The sequence below is a fragment of the Glaciimonas sp. PCH181 genome (assembly GCF_003056055.1).
Taxonomy (GTDB): domain Bacteria; phylum Pseudomonadota; class Gammaproteobacteria; order Burkholderiales; family Burkholderiaceae_D; genus Glaciimonas.
The window spans coordinates 162046-179554 of record NZ_PYFP01000002.1 but is presented as its reverse complement, the minus strand read 5'-3'; the positions used below and the strand labels follow the sequence as shown (position 1 = coordinate 179554).

Below are 17509 nucleotides of genomic sequence, written 5' to 3'. Positions count from 1 at the left end.
TACCGGGGAGTCAGTCGGGGATTTGCTGCGGGCCGCTAGGATGGCTAAAACAGCCACATTTTTTAAAAATGTGGCTGTTTTCGTTATTGGATTCAATGCGATAACAAAGAAACTGAGCCAAGAAACTTGGCAAAAAAACTTAAATTTCCAAATTATCGATTAAACGTGTGATGCCGAGTTTGGCGGCGGCGAGAACGACTAATTCCTCGCCTTGCACCAATTCAGCTTCCGTCACCATTTGCAGATTGCTGCGCTTGCGAATCGAGATGTAATCTGGCTGCCAGCCGTTTGTACGGAGTTGCGCCATCGCCTCTTGTTCAAGCGCGGCGATATTTCTCTGGCCGTTGCGGACTTCTTCAGCAACCTGCGTCAAGGTCCGGTACAACCTCGGCGCTTCCGCACGTTCTTCTGGCGATAAATACATATTGCGCGAAGAGAGGGCTAAACCATCGTCGGCCCTAAAAGTCTCTGCGGCGATGATATCGGTCGGCAGCGCAAACTGTTTCGCCATATTCCGAATGATCATCAATTGTTGATAATCTTTCTTACCGAAGACGGCGACGCGTGGCTGAACGCAGGAAAACAACTTCATGACTACCGTAGTGACGCCGGTAAAAAATCCTGGCCGAAACTCACCTTCAAGGGTATTACCAAGATCATCCGGTGGGCGGATGCGGAATTCTTGCGGCTCTGGGTAGAGGTCTTTTTCGGTCGGTGCAAAGAGGACGTAAACGCCTTCTTTTTCTAATTTCTCAACGTCTGCGGCAAAAGTACGCGGATATTTGTCGAAATCTTCATTCGGACCGAATTGCAAGCGATTCACAAAAATCGATGCCACTACCGGGTCGCCATGACGTTTGGCTAGTCGCATCAGCGATAGATGGCCTTCATGCAAGTTGCCCATGGTCGGCACGAACGCGGTGCGCAATTGACCGCGCATTTGATCGCGTAGTTCTTCGATGGAGGAAATGATTTTCATGGAGAGATCAGTGGTAAGTATTCGATATCAGGAGTGCGAGGGCAGCGGCGCAATCGTTCGCTACGCGCTGGCAAAATCAGCATCGGCTAAGCAAGTTTGCCTACATGCCGGGATTGCGATGATGTTTAAGGGAATTATCAAGATGGCGAATAAGCCAGGCGCACATAAATAGGCGCAAAAGGCTCAGCCTGCGTGATTTCGATCAGCGTTTCTTTGGCCAGTTCCAGTAAAGCGATGAAATTGACGACCAATACCGGCACGCCGCGGGCAGGGTCAAATAACTCTGCGAACTCGACAAATCTGGCCGATTGCAAACGTCGCAAAATCCCGGTCATGTGTTCGCGCACGGATAATTCTTCGCGGCTGATGATGTGATGTTGCGTCAGTTTGGCGCGTTTGATCACGTCAGCCCAAGCCGATTGCAGATCGATCACGTCTACTTCGGGCCAGCGCGTGACGATACTTTGTTCGATATAAATTTGGGTGCGGACAAAATCGCGGCCCAATTGCGGGATTTCGTTGATTTCTCTGGCCGCCAATTTCATTTGCTCGTATTCCAGCAAACGGCGCACCAATTCTGCACGCGGATCTTCGGCCTCTTCGCTATCGGTCTTTCTAGAAGGTAACAACATCCGCGATTTGATCTCAATCAGCATGGCTGCCATCAGCAAATATTCGGCAGCTAACTCTAGATTGGTAATGCGGATTTGGTCGACGTATTCCAGATATTGCAGTGTGACCTGCGCCATCGGGATATCCAGAATATTGAAGTTTTGCTTGCGAATTAGGTATAGCAAGAGGTCGAGCGGGCCCTCAAATGCTTCGAGAAAAATTTCCAGCGCATCCGGCGGAATATACAAATCCGTCGGCATGCGGAACAGCGGTTCGCCATACAGACGTGCAAAAGCGACACCGTCGACGACGTTCGGTGTCGAATCGGCCTGTCCTGCAACGGCAATTTGGGCAGCGTCGGAGAGATTTTGCGTCATAGTCTGCTGGCAACTAACCTATGGTGCAGGGAAACCGATGGATTTTAGTGCTCGTTTTGATAGACGTAAGGCTGTTGGTCAACCCGTGAATTCTTGGTGCGGAGTTGGCTATCGAGATCAATCGGGGATTTGTCCCACAAAAGTGCCCGGCCATCCAGCTGCGATTGCTCTAGTGCAGGATTCTTTTCTTTCAGTTCGTTGATGAACTGGGTAATCTCGGATTGATAGCCGACAAATTGCTTAGAAAACTTCATGGTGGTGATCCTATTTGATAACGCCGCTGATGGTGGCGCTATTTTATGTCATTTCTCATAGCACCGAGCCGTTTGTTGCTGCGGTGCGGAATTCGCCGGGCTAGGCCCGGCGAACGGTGATGTGATGCTATGTGATGGTTATCGAATGCGCATGCCCGGCGTAGCGCCCGGCCATGGATTAAGGATGTAAATGCCCGGATTGGCTTTCTCATCCGCAGCCGACGCCGCCAATACCATGCCTTCTGAAATACCGAATTTCATCTTGCGCGGTGCCAGATTGGCAACCATGACGGTCATTTTTCCGACTAATTCTTCTGGTTTATAGACTGATTTGATCCCGGAAAAGACATTCCGCAAGCGACCTTCACCTACATCCAGCGTCAAACGTAGTAATTTATCCGAGCCTTCAACGTGTTCGCAATTGACGATAGTGGCGATCCGCAAATCGACTTTAGCAAAATCGTCGATGCTGATTTGTGGTGCCAGTTCTTCGATGGCCGAGTCGGCTACCTCTGCATCCGTTGTTTCCAGCAAGGGCGCGTCAGTTTTCAACTCAGGGGCATCGAATAAAGCGTCCAGCATTTTAGGCTCGACCCGCGTCATCAGATGCGCATAAACGTTAATCTTATGACCATCAGCCAGCGGCGTCGCGATATCGGCCCATTGCAGCGGATTGATTTGCAAGAAAGTTTCGACTTGTTGCGCCAAGACCGGTAAAACCGGTTTCAGATACAGCGTCAATATCCGGAACGCTTCCAGTAAGCGGCTACAGACTTCGTGCAATGCAGCGGTCTTGCTCGGATCTTTCGCCAGTTCCCACGGTTTGTTGGCGTCAACGTAGGCATTGACGATATCGGCCTGATCCATGATGGCGCGCAGGGCTTTGCCGTACTCGCGTCCCTCGTACAGGTTTTTGATGTCGGCTGAGACTGCACGCAGATTTGTCAGGAACGGATCGCTGTTTGTAGCCCAGGCAGTGCTGACCTTGCCATCGAATTTTTTAGCGATGAAACCCGCGGCACGGCTGGCGATATTGATGTATTTGCCGATTAAATCAGAATTCACGCGGGCAACGAAATCGTCAGGATTGAAATCAACGTCTTCTACTTTGGCGCTGAGTTTGGCGGCGATGTAATAGCGCAGCCATTCTGGATTCATGCCGATGTCGAGATAGCGCAACGGTGAAATACCTGTGCCGCGTGATTTTGACATTTTTTCGCCGCTGACGGTGATGAAACCGTGCACGAATACGTTATTTGGCACCTTGCGCCCGGCAAATTTCAGCATTGCTGGCCAGAACAGGGTATGGAAATAGGTAATATCCTTACCAATGAAATGGTATTGCTCGGTAGTTGGGTCGGCCATGAAGGCGTCGAAATCGCGCCCGGTTTTGTCGAAATAATTCTTTAGCGATGCCAGATAGCCTATAGGCGCGTCTAGCCAGACATAAAAGTATTTACCCGGTGCGTCCGGAATTTCGATGCCGAAATACGGCGCGTCGCGGCTGATATCCCAGTCGCCTAAGCCGCCATCGCCTTCCAGCCATTCTTTGGCTTTATTGGCAACTTCCGGCTGCAAACGATTATCTTCTAATGCCCATTGCCGCAGAAAGTCGACGCAACGTGGATCGGATAGCTTGAAAAAGAAATGTTCCGACGATTTCATGATCGGGGTTGCGCCCGACAAGGTCGAGTACGGATTTTTAAGGTCGGTCGGCGCATACACCGCGCTACAGTTTTCGCAAGAATCGCCGTATTGATCCTTGGTGCCGCATTTTGGACACTCGCCCTTGATATAGCGGTCCGGCAAGAACATATTTTTGACCGGATCGAAGAATTGCTCGATGGTTTTGGTCGTGATCAATTCGGCATCGTCGCGCAGGCTGCGATAGATTTCTTGCGATAGCGCATGATTTTCAGCGCCATCGGTCGAATGCCAGTTGTCGAACGCGATATGAAAGCCGTCCAGATATTCTTTGCGTCCGGCGGCGATATTGGCCACGAATTGCTGCGGCGTGATCCCGGCTTTTTCGGCCGCGATCATGATCGGCGCGCCGTGCGCATCGTCGGCGCCGACAAAATGGACCTCATTTCCTAGCATTCGCTGAAACCGTACCCAGATATCGGCCTGGATGTATTCCATGATGTGGCCGATGTGGAAAGCGCCGTTGGCGTAAGGCAGGGCGGTGGTAACGAATAACTTGCGCGGCGTGTGCAGAGGAGAAGGGCTCAAAGTGGTGCTCATTTAGCGATGCTGGTTAAATAAAACAGTGATTTTAGCAGTGACGACGCTTTTGCTGATGCCGACGTTGCAAAGAGTGTGGCGTTAGGGTCACTTTTCTTGTTGTGTCAATACTATTTAATTGCCGGAAGCGATGGGGTTTTCTGCGTTGGATTTTGGCCGGTTGCCTGCGCCCATCCGACGATTTAGTTTAGACTTGTTCAACCAACAGAGGAGAAATAATGAGCATTACGATTGAAGAGGTCAAGGCAGCGTTGTCCGGTGTCATTGATCCGAATACCGGTAAGGACCTGGTTTCTAGCAAATGCGTAAAAAACGTCCAGTTAGATGGCGCGAATATCGCATTTGATATCGAACTGGGCTATCCCGCCAAAAGTCAGTTTGACCTGATTCGTGCGGCTGCCGTATTGGCAGTTGCGCCGCTTGCAGGCGCTGGCGGCAAGGTTAGTCCGCATGTTTACTCAAAAATTCAGACGCACGCTGTTCAGCGCGGCGTCAAATTGATGTCAAATATCAAGAATATTATCGCCGTGGCCTCGGGCAAAGGCGGCGTCGGTAAATCGACTACGGCTGTCAATCTGGCGCTGGCACTGGCCGCTGAGGGCGCGCAAGTCGGAATTCTGGATGCGGACATTTATGGTCCGTCGCAACCGATGATGATGGGGATTAGCGGTCGTCCGGAAACCAAAGATGGCAAAACCATGGAGCCGCTGGAAAACCACGGTTTGCAAGTTTCCAGTATCGGTTTTATGGTCGATCCTGATGAACCGATGGTCTGGCGCGGCCCGATTGTGACGCAGGCGTTGCAACAATTGCTGGATCAGACCAACTGGCGCGATCTGGATTATTTGATCGTTGATATGCCGCCGGGTACTGGCGATATTCAATTGACGCTGTCGCAAAAAGTCCCGGTGACCGGCGCGGTCATCGTCACGACGCCGCAGGATATCGCTCTGCTGGATGCGCGCAAGGGTTTGAAAATGTTTGAGAAAGTCGGCATTCCTATTCTGGGGATTGTCGAAAATATGAGCACCCATATTTGTTCTAACTGCGGTCATGCCGAGGCAATTTTCGGTGCCGGTGGTGGTGAAAAAATGTGTGGCGAGTATGGCGTTGATTTCCTCGGCGCGCTGCCGCTGACGATGTCGATTCGCTCTCAGACTGACGCTGGCAGGCCTACCGTGGTCGCTGAGCCGGATGGTCCGATAGCACATATCTACAAAGAGATTGCGCGCAAGATCGCTATTAAGGTGGCGGAAAAAGCTAAAGATATGTCTAGTAAATTTCCAACGATTGTTATCAAAAACGATTGATAGCGTCTCAGGGCCTTAGCGTGACGGGCACAGTCAGTGTTTTATGACTGATGCTATGATGCAACGGCTAGATTTGACACGAGATTGACATGCGCCTGACATGTTATTGATACATGATTGACGTACCATTTACTTAATCAGAACAGAAACTTAAAGGCTATTTAGATGAAATCAAAACTGTTAGCGGTACTTTTTAGTGCTTCGATGTTGGGTGTCGGGTTTGTGCCGCAATTGGCGCATGCAGCCTCTGTTAATTTTGTCGAGCCTGCGGATGGCGCGGTAGTGACGAGTCCTTTTACTGTCAAATTCGCTGTCAGCGGGATGGAAGTTAAGCCTGCCGGAGATATGGCTCCTAATACCGGTCATCACCATCTGCTGATCAATCAAGGGCCAATCAAGGCTGGTGAGACTATTCCCGCCGATGCGCAGCATCTGCATTTTGGCAAAGGTCAAACTGAAACAAGTGTGACACTGCCGCCGGGTAAATATAGTCTGACGATGCAGTTTGCGAATGGCTTGCATCAATCGTATGGTCCTGAGTTAAGCAAGACTATTAACGTTACTGTCAAATAAATACGGATATAAACGCACATGCTGCGTTGTTGGCCCGATTGCTTGTTGCACTAACTACAGTGCAATCGGGTTGCCAGTTCCCTCAGTCGGGGCAACGCGGTAAAATGTGGTTTTCATTGATAGCGGCTTTGGCAATCCAAGGCCGTTTTTATTTATCATGACCGCAGCTACTCCTGTTTCAACTTCCACCTCTGCATTAACCCCCGTCAGGACCCGTTTTGCGCCTAGCCCTACTGGCTATCTGCATTTGGGTGGTGCGCGCACGGCATTGTTTTCATGGGCCTATGCGCGCCATTTCGGCGGCACTTTTATATTGCGTGTCGAGGATACCGACCTTGAGCGTTCGACCCCGGAAGCAGTCGAGGCGATCATCGAAGGCATGCAATGGTTGGGTCTGGAGCATGACGAAGGACCGTATTTTCAGATGCAGCGCATGGATCGCTATCGTGAGGTGATTGCGAAGATGCTGGTCGATGGCACTGCTTATTACTGTTATTCGTCGCCGGAAGAAGTCGAAGCAATGCGCGAAAAAATGCGCGCAGCTGGCGACAAGCCGCGTTACGACGGCACTTGGCGTCCAGAGCCGGGCAAGACTTTGCCAGCAGTTCCAGCTGACCGCACTCCCGTTGTGCGCTTCAAAAATCCATTGGATGGTGAAGTGAGCTGGGATGACGTCGTGAAGGGCACGATTACGATTGCCAATCAGGAAATGGATGATTTGGTCATCGCCCGACCAGACGGCACGCCGACCTACAATTTTTGCGTGGTCGTGGATGACTGGGATATGCAGATCACGCACGTTATTCGTGGCGACGATCATGTCAACAACACCCCGCGCCAGATCAATATTCTGAAAGCCCTGGGCGCAACTTTGCCGCTGTACGGACACGTGCCGATGATCCTGGGCGCGGATGGCGAAAAACTCTCTAAGCGTCATGGCGCAGTCAGCGTGATGGATTATCCAGCGCAAGGCTATTTGCCAGAAGCGATGCTGAATTATCTGGCGCGTCTGGGCTGGAGCCACGGTAATGAAGAAGTGTTCTCAATGGCGCAGTTCTGCGAATGGTTTGATCTGGATCATTTGTCCAAATCACCAGCCCAGTTCAATCCTGAAAAACTGGCGTGGGTAAATAACCACTACATCAAGCTGGCCGACAATACGCGTCTGGCTGAGTTGGTGCGGCCATTGATGGAAAAAGCGGGTGCCGATTTTACTAGTGGATCTTCGCCGGTCCCGGATTTGGCCAAGGTCATCGCGTTATTAAAAGAGCGCGCTAACACCACGCACGAAATAGCGACTGCGGCAATGCTGTTTTACCGCCAGCCTGCGCCTGATGCAGCGCTGCTGGAACAACACTTTAACGCCGTTGCAGATGCTATCAAACCGGCGCTGACCGATTTTGCTGGGCGTTGTCAGTCGGTGGAATGGACCAAGCCAGCATTGGCCGCCATGATTAAGGAAGTTTTAGCAGCGCATACGCTGAAAATGCCACAAATCGCTATGCCATTGCGCCTGATGATTACCGGTCAGTTACAGACGCCAGCGATTGATATGGTGCTGGAGTTGTTTGGTCGTGAAGTGGTACTAGAGCGCTTGCAGAAATATCTTTGATAAATATTCAAAACGGGATTGTCAGAGTTGGAATAACTTTGCTATAATTCCGCTTCTTCGCAAGGGGGTATAGCTCAGCTGGGAGAGCGCTTGCATGGCATGCAAGAGGTCAGCGGTTCGATCCCGCTTACCTCCACCAGCGTAAGCAGGTGGAAGTAGCAGTAAATAGTAGTTGTAGTACCACTAGCAGTACGGACAGATTATTGTCCCCATCGTCTAGAGGCCTAGGACATCACCCTTTCACGGTGAGTACAGGGGTTCGAATCCCCTTGGGGACGCCAGGATAAAACAGTCGCATCAGAGTGATGCGACTGTTTTTATTTAGACCGCATAGGTCGGGCGTGCTGCAAGCAGCAGTCAGCACGAAAGTGCAAAAGTAGTAAAGTGCAAGCGAAGTTAAGTGGCCACGCGCGCATAGCAGGACGGACAGATTTCTGTCCCCATCGTCTAGAGGCCTAGGACATCACCCTTTCACGGTGAGTACAGGGGTTCGAATCCCCTTGGGGACGCCAAGTTAAAAAGCCCGCATCGGTTGATGCGGGCTTTTTGCATGTGGGCTGATGATTGTATAAGTGTATTCGCGCACAAGCTAATCAATGCCGTATCCAGCCAGCTTCAATTCTCCAGTGACCAGATTTGAAGCCTCTCACTGGACTGCATCAAAAAAATACCAAAAAATTAATTCATTTCTCGGTCTTCGCGACGGTCCCGCACGCGCTGTGCATGTCGCATATCCTGATCGAAGTTACTTTTTGCTTCGCGTCGGCAGTCCATCGCATCTCTGCCGCGCATTGCTCTGCAATCATTCATCGACTGCTGATAGGCTGCGGCAGCTTCTCTTTTCATATTTTCATAGCGGGCACGCGGCCCCATGTCTTCTCTATGCCAGCGCTGAGGGTCGTTCATCTGAACGTTTTCGAATCCGTACCCGGCAATGACTGGCGCAGCAAAACTGCTTGTTGCTGCTATGGCGCATATGAACGCCAGAATAACTTTCCTGACCATGAATCTCTCCTTTTGTATTATTGGCTATCGGCGATGCGCTTTCAGCCATGAAATTGATCCATGCCGAACGTATCCCGGCTGGATCGATTTTCCATTTCGTCTCTATAAGCGCCCGGTGAGCAGCAATACAATAAGGATGATAACGATCACGCCCGTGATACCGCTTGGGCCATAACCCCAACTGCGGCTGTGTGGCCACGTTGGTAATGCACCAATCAATAACAGGATCAGAATAATCAGAAGAATGGTGCCCATTGCTTTACTCCTTGACGGTTGGTTGCCGGTCTGCAATGTCAGGCGGATACCTGACATTTTTACTACAAGCGCAAAAGCTATTAACGCTGCCGTAACGCTTACAAATTTTTCTTATTCTTTTTGAAGCAATAGCAGCCAAAGTTCGTTAATCGATCGACTTCAGCCGCCATCATCCATCATCAATACCGTGATATTTGCCCGTTATCCACGCGAACGCGGTCACCCACGCGCAAATCTCCGGGATTCGATAGCGTAATAGTTTGATAACCGTTATCGTTCATGCGAATACGCACGTTATACGTCGCTGGACTTTGGTTATTGCGCTGCTCGACTTGATTGCCGACCGCAGCACCCCCAACAGCGCCCGCAACAGTGGCAACAGTGTTCCCTGTGCCATGACCAATTTGATGCCCCACCACGCCGCCTAATACCCCGCCGACCAGCGCCCCAGCTATCCCGCTACTTCTATTTTCGCCAGCCACGACGTCAATGGCTTCAACTACGCCGCCACCGTTATACGATTGCCGGTAGGATTGTTGATTCGGCTGAGAGTATTGCTGCGAATATTGATTGGGCGGATTGTTTGCGCCCCGGTAGGGTTGGTTGTCGTAAGGACTGACGCAACCGCCAAGTAAAACTACGCTACCGACAGCCATCGCCATTAGTATCTTTGTTGATTTCTGGGTGATTTTCATGACACTTCCTAAAAGTGACTTTCCTGTGCTTGCAATCGGTTACCTATCGTGACCAGGTAATTTGTTCATTTCTCGTCATCTCCGTGCATTGGGGAGTCAACGTCATTTAAAGAGAGTAGGAGTGGATTGTCGCGATCTCGTCAATACTATCAATGTATGAAAAGATAGATCAGCGCTAAGGCGATGGCAGGAACACCAAGCAACCATGCTAAAAAATATTTGCCCATGAAGCGATCCTCTCGAAATACTAGTGAGTCAAAAGATCCGCTATGTACTTTTCAGTTTCCTCGAAAGTCTTGATAGCAGGTCCGTAATTAACTTTTCAGAATATCTATGTTGCAGTCAACTATAGAGAGAACGTCATCTTTTTTCTATCGGACATGAGCTGATAGTGTTGTAGGAATCGGTGAAGTAGGCAGGCCCAAAAAGGTGACTTTTATGGAGGTTGAGCTTCCGTTAGTCCTACATCGGTGCCCGCCGATGTCCTATACGCAGCAGTGGGATAGCTGGATATGATGCGTTATTGCAGGGAATGCACGGTGAATCGCTTGATTTGCTGACTACCCTTCAGGCAGCACGCAACGCTTCCAGAAATGGTATCTGGATAACCGGCCCACACATTAAAGGAGAGTTAAATGTTTAATAATAAAAGCGCACTACTCATGCTAGCCGTGTCTAGCCTCACGGCGTTGTTGGTTCTCAGCAAACAAAGGCTTGCTCGTGCGCAAGCTGATCAAAGCTCGCAGAAAAAAGCGCTGACAACATGGGAAGGCGAGGGCGGAAATCTTCCCGGCAAGCCGGTTGAGCCGAGATAATTTACGGGAAATCGTGGGATAGATTTCGATTGAAAGGCGATACGTAGCCTCAAAAGTGTGGCGTTTCGAAAAGCAAAGTGAAAAAAATCCGGCAAGCCTAAGCTTGCCGGATGGTATTACAGGATTGTATAAATCCTTGCGCAGCGCAGTATTGCTACAGTATTTACTACTGCATATTTATTACATTACGCTCAAACGTTTGCAGCGCTCAATGCAGTATTGAAGGTCGTGCTAGGCCGCATAACTGCTTCAACTTTCTTCTCATCGAGAAGGAAGTAACCGCCGATATCCACAGCTTTACCCTGTACCGCTTTCAACTCTTCGGTAATAGCCTGCTCATTTTCAGTGAGGCTCTTGGCTAATGGGGCAAAATGCGCCTGCAATTGCGCATCTTCAGTCTGTGCCGCCAGCGCCTGTGCCCAATACATCGCCAGATAGAATTGGCTGCCGCGATTGTCTAGTTCGCCAGTGCGTGGCGAAGGTGATTTATTGTTCTCTAGCAGTTTGCCAGTCGCATCATCGAGGGTTTTTGCCAGGATCGTCGCTTTGTTATTGCCGGTTTTAATACCGACATCTTCCAGCGATACTGCCAAGGCTAAAAATTCACCCAACGAATCCCAACGCAGATGGTTTTCTTCTACCAACTGTTTGACGTGCTTCGGTGCTGATCCGCCCGCGCCGGTTTCAAACATCCCGCCGCCTGCCATCAGTGGCACAATCGACAACATCTTAGCGCTGGTGCCCAGTTCCATAATTGGGAACAAGTCCGTCAGATAATCGCGCAAAATGTTACCGGTGACCGAAATAGTGTCTTTGCCGCGGATGACGCGCTCCAGCGTGTAACGCATGGCACGGACTTGCGACATGATTTGAATGTCAAGGCCGGTCAGGTCGTATTCCTTCAGATAAGTCCTGACCTTCTTGATCAACTCAGCTTCATGCGGACGGTACTCGTCTAACCAGAAAATCGCTGGCATACCCGACAAACGGGCGCGGTTCACGGCCAATTTGACCCAGTCGCGGATCGGGGCATCTTTAACCTGGCACATACGCCAGATATCGCCTTCTTCCACGTTTTGTTCCAACAGCACCGTGCCGTCAACATCAACAATCCGTGCTACGCCATTGGCTGGCACTTCAAAAGTTTTGTCATGCGAGCCGTATTCTTCCGCTTTTTGCGCCATTAGCCCGACGTTCGGCACTGTGCCCATCGTGGTCGGATCGAATGCACCGTTGGTTTTGCAGAAGTTAATCATTTCCTGATAAATCCGGGCGAACGTGCTTTCCGGAATAACTGCCTTGGTATCTTTCGGACGGCCATCCGCACCCCACATTTTGCCGCCCAGACGGATCATGGCTGGCATTGATGCATCCACGATCACATCGTTAGGCGCGTGCAGATTGGAGATACCCTTAGCCGAATCCACCATCGCCAGTTCTGGACGGTGTTCGTGGCAGGCGTGCAAATCTTTGATAACTTCGTCGCGCTTCGATTCTGGCAGCGTGGCAATCTTGTCGTAAACACTGCTCAAGCCGTTATTGGCATTCACGCCCAGCTCTTCGAACAGTTTGCCGTGTTTAGCGAAGGCTTCTTTGTAGAAAATCTTTACCGCATGTCCAAAAACGATCGGATGCGAGACTTTCATCATCGTCGCCTTCACGTGCAAGGACAGCATCACGCCGGTTTCGCGCGCGTCTTCCATCTGCTCTTCGTAGAACTTGCACAGCGCTTTCTTGCTCATGAACATGCTGTCGATGATCTCGCCTTCGAGCAGCGACACTTTATTTTTCAAGACGACGGTTGCGCCATCCTTGGTCACCAGTTCCATCTTGACATCGCAAGCCTTGCTCATCGTCATACATTTTTCGCTGGCGTAGAAATCGCCACCGTGCATGTGCGAAACGTGGGTACGCGATGCAGGACTCCATTTAGACATCGAATGCGGATTCTTGCGCGCGTAACGTTTCACCGCAGCCGGGGCGCGACGATCGGAATTGCCTTCACGCAACACTGGATTAACCGCACTGCCCAATGCCTTTGAATAACGCTTTAAATTTTCTTTTTCTGCGTCGGTCTTAGGATCTTCAGGGAAGTCAGGGATCGCGTAGCCGCGTGCTTGCAGTTCGCGAATCGCGTTGATCAATTGCGGAATTGAGGCGCTGATGTTTGGCAGCTTGATGATATTTGTTTCTGGTTCTTGTGTCAGAAGGCCCAACGCAGCCAGATTGTCCGGCACTTTTTGCTCTTCAGGGAGGATGTCGGAGAACGCGCAAAGAATCCGCGCTGCTACCGAAACGTCGCTCTTGACGACATCGATGCCGGCTGGTGCGGTGAACGTCTGGATGATCGGCAGAAAAGCATAAGTCGCCAACAGTGGCGCCTCATCAGTAAGGGTGTAAATGATCGTTGATTTACCGGTAGTCACTTTAATTTCCTTGCAGTTGGTGGAGCGGAGTTATTGGTGTGGCGATACGACAGTTTTTGCACCGTATTAGTGCTTCCTGTTGCCAGCGGCCAATGTTATTGGCCGCTGACTTCATCGGGAGATGGCCATTTCATGCAAGCAATGCTTCATCACGTGAAAAGCTATATCACCAAGTGGTAGATTTTATGCGCTCTTTGGGTTGAGCGCTCGACATTTAGCAAGCGCAGCCCTTAAAGTCGCTGAAAATCGTTCCACTTTGAAGGGAGATTGTCCGCACCCTAAGAGTCTTGACTGAATGTCGGCTTACCGCGTAGCGATAATAAACAGTCTTGGAAAAGGTAAAAGGACGGTTCCGTCTGCTAATGCGGGATAAATTTCCTGCAACGCTGCTTGATAGCGTTCCAGATATTCACCTTGCTCTTCTTCATTGAGCCGCGACAAAAACGGTCTTAAGCCACTTCCTTTAAACCACTCCACTATTGCGGCCGCACCACCCGGCAGGGCGTGGTAATAGGTCGTCCGCCAGAAAATGGATGTGCCTATTACATCCGTCGTAAATAACTAGTTGCTTTGCGTCCAATACCCCGGCTGCGCATAGGTTTCCTTCAGTCGATCAATAAAAAACCGGGTTTTAGCCGGTAAATGCCGTTGTTGCGGGTACACCGCCATGATGTCGTAATGCGGTAATGCAAATTCATCCAATACCGTGATCAGTTCGCCGGAGGCTAATTGCGACTGGATTTCCCACGTAGAACGCCAGGCCAGGCCTAAACTTTCACTCACCCAGCGATGCAGCAATTCGCCATCGTTGCAATCCAGATTTCCTTCAGCTTTGATAATGATTGGCTTGCCGCCTTGCTGAAAGTACCAGCCGCGTTGCTGGCCGCCTTGTAAATTAAAGGATAAGCAATTGTGGTGAGCAATATCGTCCAGCGTTTCAGGGATGCCATTTTGTGCGAGGTATTGCGGCGTGGCGCAGACTACGCGGCGATTTCCCGCTAGTTTTACGGCGACGAAATTCGGGTCGATGGTGCCGCCGATACGGATGCTGATGTCGTAGCCTTCACGCACCAGATCAACCACGCGATCGGTCAGATTGAACGAAATTTTTACCTCTGGATTGGTGGCGATAAATGCAGGGGCGTGCGGTGCGACATGTTTTCGGCCGAACGCTGCTGGCGCGGATACCACCAGATGGCCGGTAGCTTTGTGGCGGCCTTCGGAAATAATTTTTTCGGCAAAATCCAGCTCCGCTAACAATTTGCGGCAATGATCCAGAAATACCGTGCCTTGCTCGGTCAGCGTTAAATGCCGCGTCGTGCGGTGCATTAATTTCGTCCCAAGCCGTTTTTCCAACGCATCGATGCGCCGTCCCAGCATGACGGGCGTGATGCTTTGTTCCAGCGCGGCACTCGCCAGACTACCTTTTTCGACCACGCTAACGAATGCCTCAATTTGTTTCAATTTGTCCATATATCCCTCCAATTGCGTACTTTACTGCTTATTCGATATAAAAAGTATGGAATAAACAGACAGTTTGTCTTCTTATCAAACATAAAGTTTGCTTATAGGATGTGCTTCATCAACTGTAATTCGCTTCAAAAACCGTAATCCCAGCATCAGCAACGCCGTAGCAAGACCAGAGCGGCACTGACCAATCATGCATTAGCTATCCCGGAGGCACTATGGCAAAGATGAGAGCAATTGACGCGGCAGTACTTGTATTAGAAAAAGAAGGCTGCTTGCAGGCGTTTGGCGTACCCGGCGCGGCCATCAACCCGCTTTATTCTGCGATGAAAAAGCACGGTGGCATCAAGCACGTATTGGCACGCCACGTTGAGGGCGCCTCACACATGGCCGAAGGTTACACCCGTGCCGCCGCTGGCAATATCGGCGTGTGTATCGGCACCTCCGGTCCTGCTGGCACAGACATGATTACTGGTTTGTATTCTGCGCAGGCAGATTCAATTCCTATTCTGTGTATTACCGGTCAGGCACCGCGTGCACGTTTGTACAAAGAAGATTTTCAGGCCGTCGATATTGAGTCGATCGCCAAGCCGGTCACAAAATGGGCGGTAACAGTGCGCGAGCCAGCGCTGGTGCCACGCGTATTTCAGCAAGCTTTCCATTTGATGCGTTCAGGCCGCCCCGGCCCTGTATTGATCGATTTGCCATTTGATGTGCAAGTCGCTGAAATCGAATTCGATCCAGATACGTATGAGTCGTTATCGGTCTATAAACCGAAAGCTTCCCGTGCCCAGATTGAAAAAGCCCTGACTATGCTGGGCGAGTCCGAACGGCCTTTGCTGACCATTGGTGGCGGTGTCATCAACGCCGATGCTGCCGATCTGGCGGTAGAGTTTGCCGAGTTGACCGGCGTTCCGGTGATCCCAACGCTGATGGCATGGGGCGCAATTCCCGATGATCATCCGCAAATGGCGGGCATGGTGGGTTTGCAAACCAGCCATCGCTACGGCAACGCAACGATGCTGGCGTCTGACTTCGTTTTGGGTATTGGCAATCGCTGGGCCAATCGTCATACCGGCTCGGTTGAAGTATTTACCAAGGGCCGTAAATTTGTACACGTGGATATTGAGCCGACGCAGATTGGTCGCGTATTTGGTCCGGATTACGGGATTGTTTCCGACGCTAAAGCTGCATTGACGTTGTTTATTGAAGTCGCAAAAGAACTGAAGGCAGCGGGTAAATTACCGGATCGCTCGGCTTGGTTGCGTGAGTGCCAAGAGCGTAAACGCACACTGCAACGTCGTACGCATTTTGAGAATGTCCCGGTCAAGCCGCAACGTGTGTATGAAGAAATGAACCGTGCATTCGGTCGCGATACTTGCTATGTGAGCACAATCGGTTTGTCGCAAATCGCCGCAGCGCAATTCCTGCACGTCTATCACGCCCGGCACTGGATTAATTGCGGTCAGGCCGGACCGTTGGGATGGACTATTTCTGCGGCGTTAGGTGTGTGTGTCGCTGATCCAAAGCGCGAAGTCGTCGCGATTTCAGGCGATTACGATTTCCAGTTCATGATCGAAGAATTAGCCGTCGGTGCCCAGTTCAATCTGCCGTATCTGCATGTCGTCGTTAATAATTCCTACCTCGGTTTGATTCGTCAGGCGCAGCGCGGTTTTGAGATGGATTATTGCGTTCAACTGGCGTTTGAAAATATCAACGCGCCAGAGCTGAACGGTTACGGCGTCGATCACGTCGCCGTGGTGGAAGGTCTGGGTTGCAAGGCGATCCGTGTCACCGATCCAAATGCGCTGCAAGACGCCTTCGCGCAAGCAAAACGCTGGATGGCCGAGTTCCGTGTGCCGGTAGTGGTCGAAATCATTTTGGAGCGCGTCACCAACGTTGCGATGGGTACTGAAATTGACAATATTAATGAGTTTGAAGATTTGGCAACGTGCCGTGCCGATGCGCCTACAGCAGTAAGTTTGCTGGACTAATTGTCTTACGCCACCGTCTGCATTGTTTGCCCGATTAATTAAGTTGAGGAGAAAAGTATGACAAAACTAGCCGCCAATCTCACCATGCTGTTTACCGAATTACCTTTTATAGAGCGTTTCGGCGCAGCAGCTAAAGCCGGATTCAAAGGTGTCGAATTTCTGTTTCCGTACGCGTTTCGTGCAGAAGAAATCAGCGATAAATTACAGACGCATGGTCTAGAACTGGTCTTGCACAATTTACCAGCCGGAAATTGGGAAGCAGGCGAGCGGGGCATTGCCTGTCATCCAGATCGTGTCAGTGAATTTAAAGAAGGCGTAGACGAAGCGCTGCGTTACGCCAAGGTGCTAGGCGTGAAGCAGCTCAACTGTCTGGTCGGCATTACACCGTCTGGCGTCAGTGCAGAAACTGCCGAAGCCACAGTCGTCAGCAATCTAAAATTTGCTGCCGATAAATTGCAAGAAGCGGGCATCCGTTTGCTGATCGAACCGATCAATACTTTCGATATTCCCGGCTTCTATTTGAGTGGAACGCAGCAAGCCCTGGACCTGATCAAGGCAACCGGCTCAAAGAATATTTTTGTGCAATACGACATCTATCACATGCAACGAATGGAAGGCGAACTCGCCAATACCATTAAAGCCAATCTCGACTCAATCGGTCACGTCCAGCTAGCCGACAATCCAGGTCGCTTTGAGCCCGGCACAGGCGAAATTAACTATCGTTTTCTGTTCGCGTTTTTAGATGGAATCGGTTACGACGGCTGGATCGGGTGTGAATACAAGCCGAAGGCAGGCACCAGCGAAGGCCTGGGCTGGCGCGCAGCGCACGGGGTTTAATCGTAAAAAATCCATCAGCAGATCGCTGTAAAAACGCTGAATTTAAAAAAATCG

Annotated in this window: 15 protein-coding genes, 3 tRNA genes and 1 pseudogene; 9 read left to right on the top strand and 10 right to left on the bottom strand. The window is 50.7% G+C overall.

Features of this window, described 5'->3' with window-relative positions; translation table 11 throughout:
* Positions 1 to 139 precede the first annotated feature (139 nt).
* The 4 genes from panC to metG form a co-directional block, all read right to left on the bottom strand.
* Positions 140 to 979, bottom strand: coding sequence for a pantoate--beta-alanine ligase (panC, locus tag C7W93_RS13865; protein WP_108440795.1), 840 nt, complete (start codon positions 977 to 979; stop codon positions 140 to 142).
* A gap of 137 nt (positions 980 to 1116) precedes the next feature.
* On the bottom strand, positions 1117 to 1968 hold the full coding sequence (locus tag C7W93_RS13860) for a ScpA family protein (protein ID WP_108440794.1): 852 nt from the start codon (positions 1966 to 1968) through the stop codon (positions 1117 to 1119).
* Positions 1969 to 2012: 44 nt separating this feature from the next.
* Positions 2013 to 2222, bottom strand: a complete 210-nt coding sequence (locus tag C7W93_RS13855; RefSeq protein WP_108440793.1) for a DUF3460 family protein — start codon at positions 2220 to 2222, stop codon at positions 2013 to 2015.
* Between the two features lie 138 nt (positions 2223 to 2360).
* A complete protein-coding gene (gene metG / locus C7W93_RS13850) occupies positions 2361 to 4466 on the bottom strand; it encodes a methionine--tRNA ligase (RefSeq protein ID WP_108440792.1) in 2106 nt (701 codons plus the stop codon).
* A 218-nt stretch (positions 4467 to 4684) separates the two neighbouring features.
* Here metG and apbC point away from each other — a divergent pair, with 218 nt between their 5' ends.
* The 6 genes from apbC to C7W93_RS13820 all read left to right on the top strand — a co-directional run bounded on the left by apbC (position 4685) and on the right by C7W93_RS13820 (position 8473).
* Positions 4685 to 5776 (top strand): iron-sulfur cluster carrier protein ApbC, encoded by a 1092-nt coding sequence (gene apbC, locus C7W93_RS13845; RefSeq protein WP_108440791.1) that lies wholly within the window; start codon positions 4685 to 4687, stop codon positions 5774 to 5776.
* Positions 5777 to 5941: 165 nt separating this feature from the next.
* The gene (locus C7W93_RS13840; RefSeq protein ID WP_108440790.1) at positions 5942 to 6349 is read left to right on the top strand and encodes a DUF4399 domain-containing protein; all 408 of its coding nucleotides are present in this window, start codon (positions 5942 to 5944) and stop codon (positions 6347 to 6349) included.
* 157 nt (positions 6350 to 6506) lie between these two features.
* Positions 6507 to 7961 carry a glutamate--tRNA ligase gene (gltX, locus tag C7W93_RS13835; protein ID WP_108440789.1) on the top strand — a complete coding sequence of 485 codons (1455 nt, stop codon included), beginning with the start codon at positions 6507 to 6509 and terminating at the stop codon, positions 7959 to 7961.
* Positions 7962 to 8024: 63 nt separating this feature from the next.
* Positions 8025 to 8100: transfer RNA gene (locus C7W93_RS13830), tRNA-Ala, on the top strand.
* Positions 8101 to 8166: 66 nt separating this feature from the next.
* Positions 8167 to 8242, top strand: a tRNA-Glu gene (locus C7W93_RS13825).
* 155 nt (positions 8243 to 8397) lie between these two features.
* Positions 8398 to 8473 (top strand) — tRNA-Glu (locus tag C7W93_RS13820).
* A 166-nt stretch (positions 8474 to 8639) separates the two neighbouring features.
* Here the strand turns inward: C7W93_RS13820 and C7W93_RS13815 are convergent.
* The 3 genes from C7W93_RS13815 to C7W93_RS13805 all read right to left on the bottom strand — a co-directional run bounded on the left by C7W93_RS13815 (position 8640) and on the right by C7W93_RS13805 (position 9916).
* A complete protein-coding gene (locus tag C7W93_RS13815; RefSeq protein WP_108440788.1) occupies positions 8640 to 8966 on the bottom strand; it encodes a hypothetical protein in 327 nt (108 codons plus the stop codon).
* 102 nt (positions 8967 to 9068) lie between these two features.
* The gene (locus tag C7W93_RS13810; RefSeq protein ID WP_108440787.1) at positions 9069 to 9221 is read right to left on the bottom strand and encodes a DUF3309 family protein; all 153 of its coding nucleotides are present in this window, start codon (positions 9219 to 9221) and stop codon (positions 9069 to 9071) included.
* Between the two features lie 179 nt (positions 9222 to 9400).
* Entirely contained in the window at positions 9401 to 9916 is a 516-nt protein-coding gene (locus C7W93_RS13805) for a glycine zipper 2TM domain-containing protein (RefSeq protein ID WP_108440786.1), read from the bottom strand.
* Between the two features lie 635 nt (positions 9917 to 10551).
* Here C7W93_RS13805 and C7W93_RS13800 point away from each other — a divergent pair.
* Positions 10552 to 10731, top strand: a complete 180-nt coding sequence (locus C7W93_RS13800) for a hypothetical protein (protein ID WP_108440785.1) — start codon at positions 10552 to 10554, stop codon at positions 10729 to 10731.
* Positions 10732 to 10922: 191 nt separating this feature from the next.
* On the opposite strand, the gene C7W93_RS13795 is transcribed toward C7W93_RS13800, so the two are convergent.
* The 3 genes and pseudogenes from C7W93_RS13795 to C7W93_RS13785 all read right to left on the bottom strand — a co-directional run bounded on the left by C7W93_RS13795 (position 10923) and on the right by C7W93_RS13785 (position 14630).
* Positions 10923 to 13157 (bottom strand): NADP-dependent isocitrate dehydrogenase, encoded by a 2235-nt coding sequence (locus C7W93_RS13795; RefSeq protein ID WP_108440784.1) that lies wholly within the window; start codon positions 13155 to 13157, stop codon positions 10923 to 10925.
* A 303-nt stretch (positions 13158 to 13460) separates the two neighbouring features.
* Positions 13461 to 13682 (bottom strand): annotated as a pseudogene (locus tag C7W93_RS25110) (trans-aconitate 2-methyltransferase); the annotation flags it as partial.
* A 36-nt stretch (positions 13683 to 13718) separates the two neighbouring features.
* Positions 13719 to 14630, bottom strand: a complete 912-nt coding sequence (locus tag C7W93_RS13785) for a LysR family transcriptional regulator (protein WP_108440783.1) — start codon at positions 14628 to 14630, stop codon at positions 13719 to 13721.
* Between the two features lie 212 nt (positions 14631 to 14842).
* Between C7W93_RS13785 and gcl the strand changes: the two genes are divergently transcribed.
* Complete coding sequence (gene gcl / locus C7W93_RS13780; RefSeq protein ID WP_108440782.1) at positions 14843 to 16618, top strand: glyoxylate carboligase; 1776 nt, start codon at positions 14843 to 14845, stop codon at positions 16616 to 16618.
* 57 nt (positions 16619 to 16675) lie between these two features.
* Complete coding sequence (hyi, locus tag C7W93_RS13775) at positions 16676 to 17455, top strand: hydroxypyruvate isomerase (protein WP_108440781.1); 780 nt, start codon at positions 16676 to 16678, stop codon at positions 17453 to 17455.
* Positions 17456 to 17509: the final 54 nt, after the last annotated feature.

Bases quoted from the DNA above. Each gene is read 5' to 3' on its own strand.
- C7W93_RS13840 (WP_108440790.1), top strand. From the start codon at position 5,942: ATGAAATCAAAACTGTTAGCGGTACTTTTTAGTGCTTCGATGTTGGGT.
- C7W93_RS13800 (WP_108440785.1), top strand. From the start codon at position 10,552: ATGTTTAATAATAAAAGCGCACTACTCATGCTAGCCGTGTCTAGCCTC.
- gcl (WP_108440782.1), top strand. From the start codon at position 14,843: ATGGCAAAGATGAGAGCAATTGACGCGGCAGTACTTGTATTAGAAAAA.
- C7W93_RS13855 (WP_108440793.1), bottom strand. From the start codon at position 2,222: ATGAAGTTTTCTAAGCAATTTGTCGGCTATCAATCCGAGATTACCCAG.
- C7W93_RS13805 (WP_108440786.1), bottom strand. From the start codon at position 9,916: ATGAAAATCACCCAGAAATCAACAAAGATACTAATGGCGATGGCTGTC.
- gltX (WP_108440789.1), top strand. From the start codon at position 6,507: ATGACCGCAGCTACTCCTGTTTCAACTTCCACCTCTGCATTAACCCCC.
- C7W93_RS13810 (WP_108440787.1), bottom strand. From the start codon at position 9,221: ATGGGCACCATTCTTCTGATTATTCTGATCCTGTTATTGATTGGTGCA.
- C7W93_RS13785 (WP_108440783.1), bottom strand. From the start codon at position 14,630: ATGGACAAATTGAAACAAATTGAGGCATTCGTTAGCGTGGTCGAAAAA.
- C7W93_RS13860 (WP_108440794.1), bottom strand. From the start codon at position 1,968: ATGACGCAAAATCTCTCCGACGCTGCCCAAATTGCCGTTGCAGGACAG.
- metG (WP_108440792.1), bottom strand. From the start codon at position 4,466: ATGAGCACCACTTTGAGCCCTTCTCCTCTGCACACGCCGCGCAAGTTA.
- hyi (WP_108440781.1), top strand. From the start codon at position 16,676: ATGACAAAACTAGCCGCCAATCTCACCATGCTGTTTACCGAATTACCT.
- panC (WP_108440795.1), bottom strand. From the start codon at position 979: ATGAAAATCATTTCCTCCATCGAAGAACTACGCGATCAAATGCGCGGT.
- C7W93_RS13815 (WP_108440788.1), bottom strand. From the start codon at position 8,966: ATGGTCAGGAAAGTTATTCTGGCGTTCATATGCGCCATAGCAGCAACA.
- apbC (WP_108440791.1), top strand. From the start codon at position 4,685: ATGAGCATTACGATTGAAGAGGTCAAGGCAGCGTTGTCCGGTGTCATT.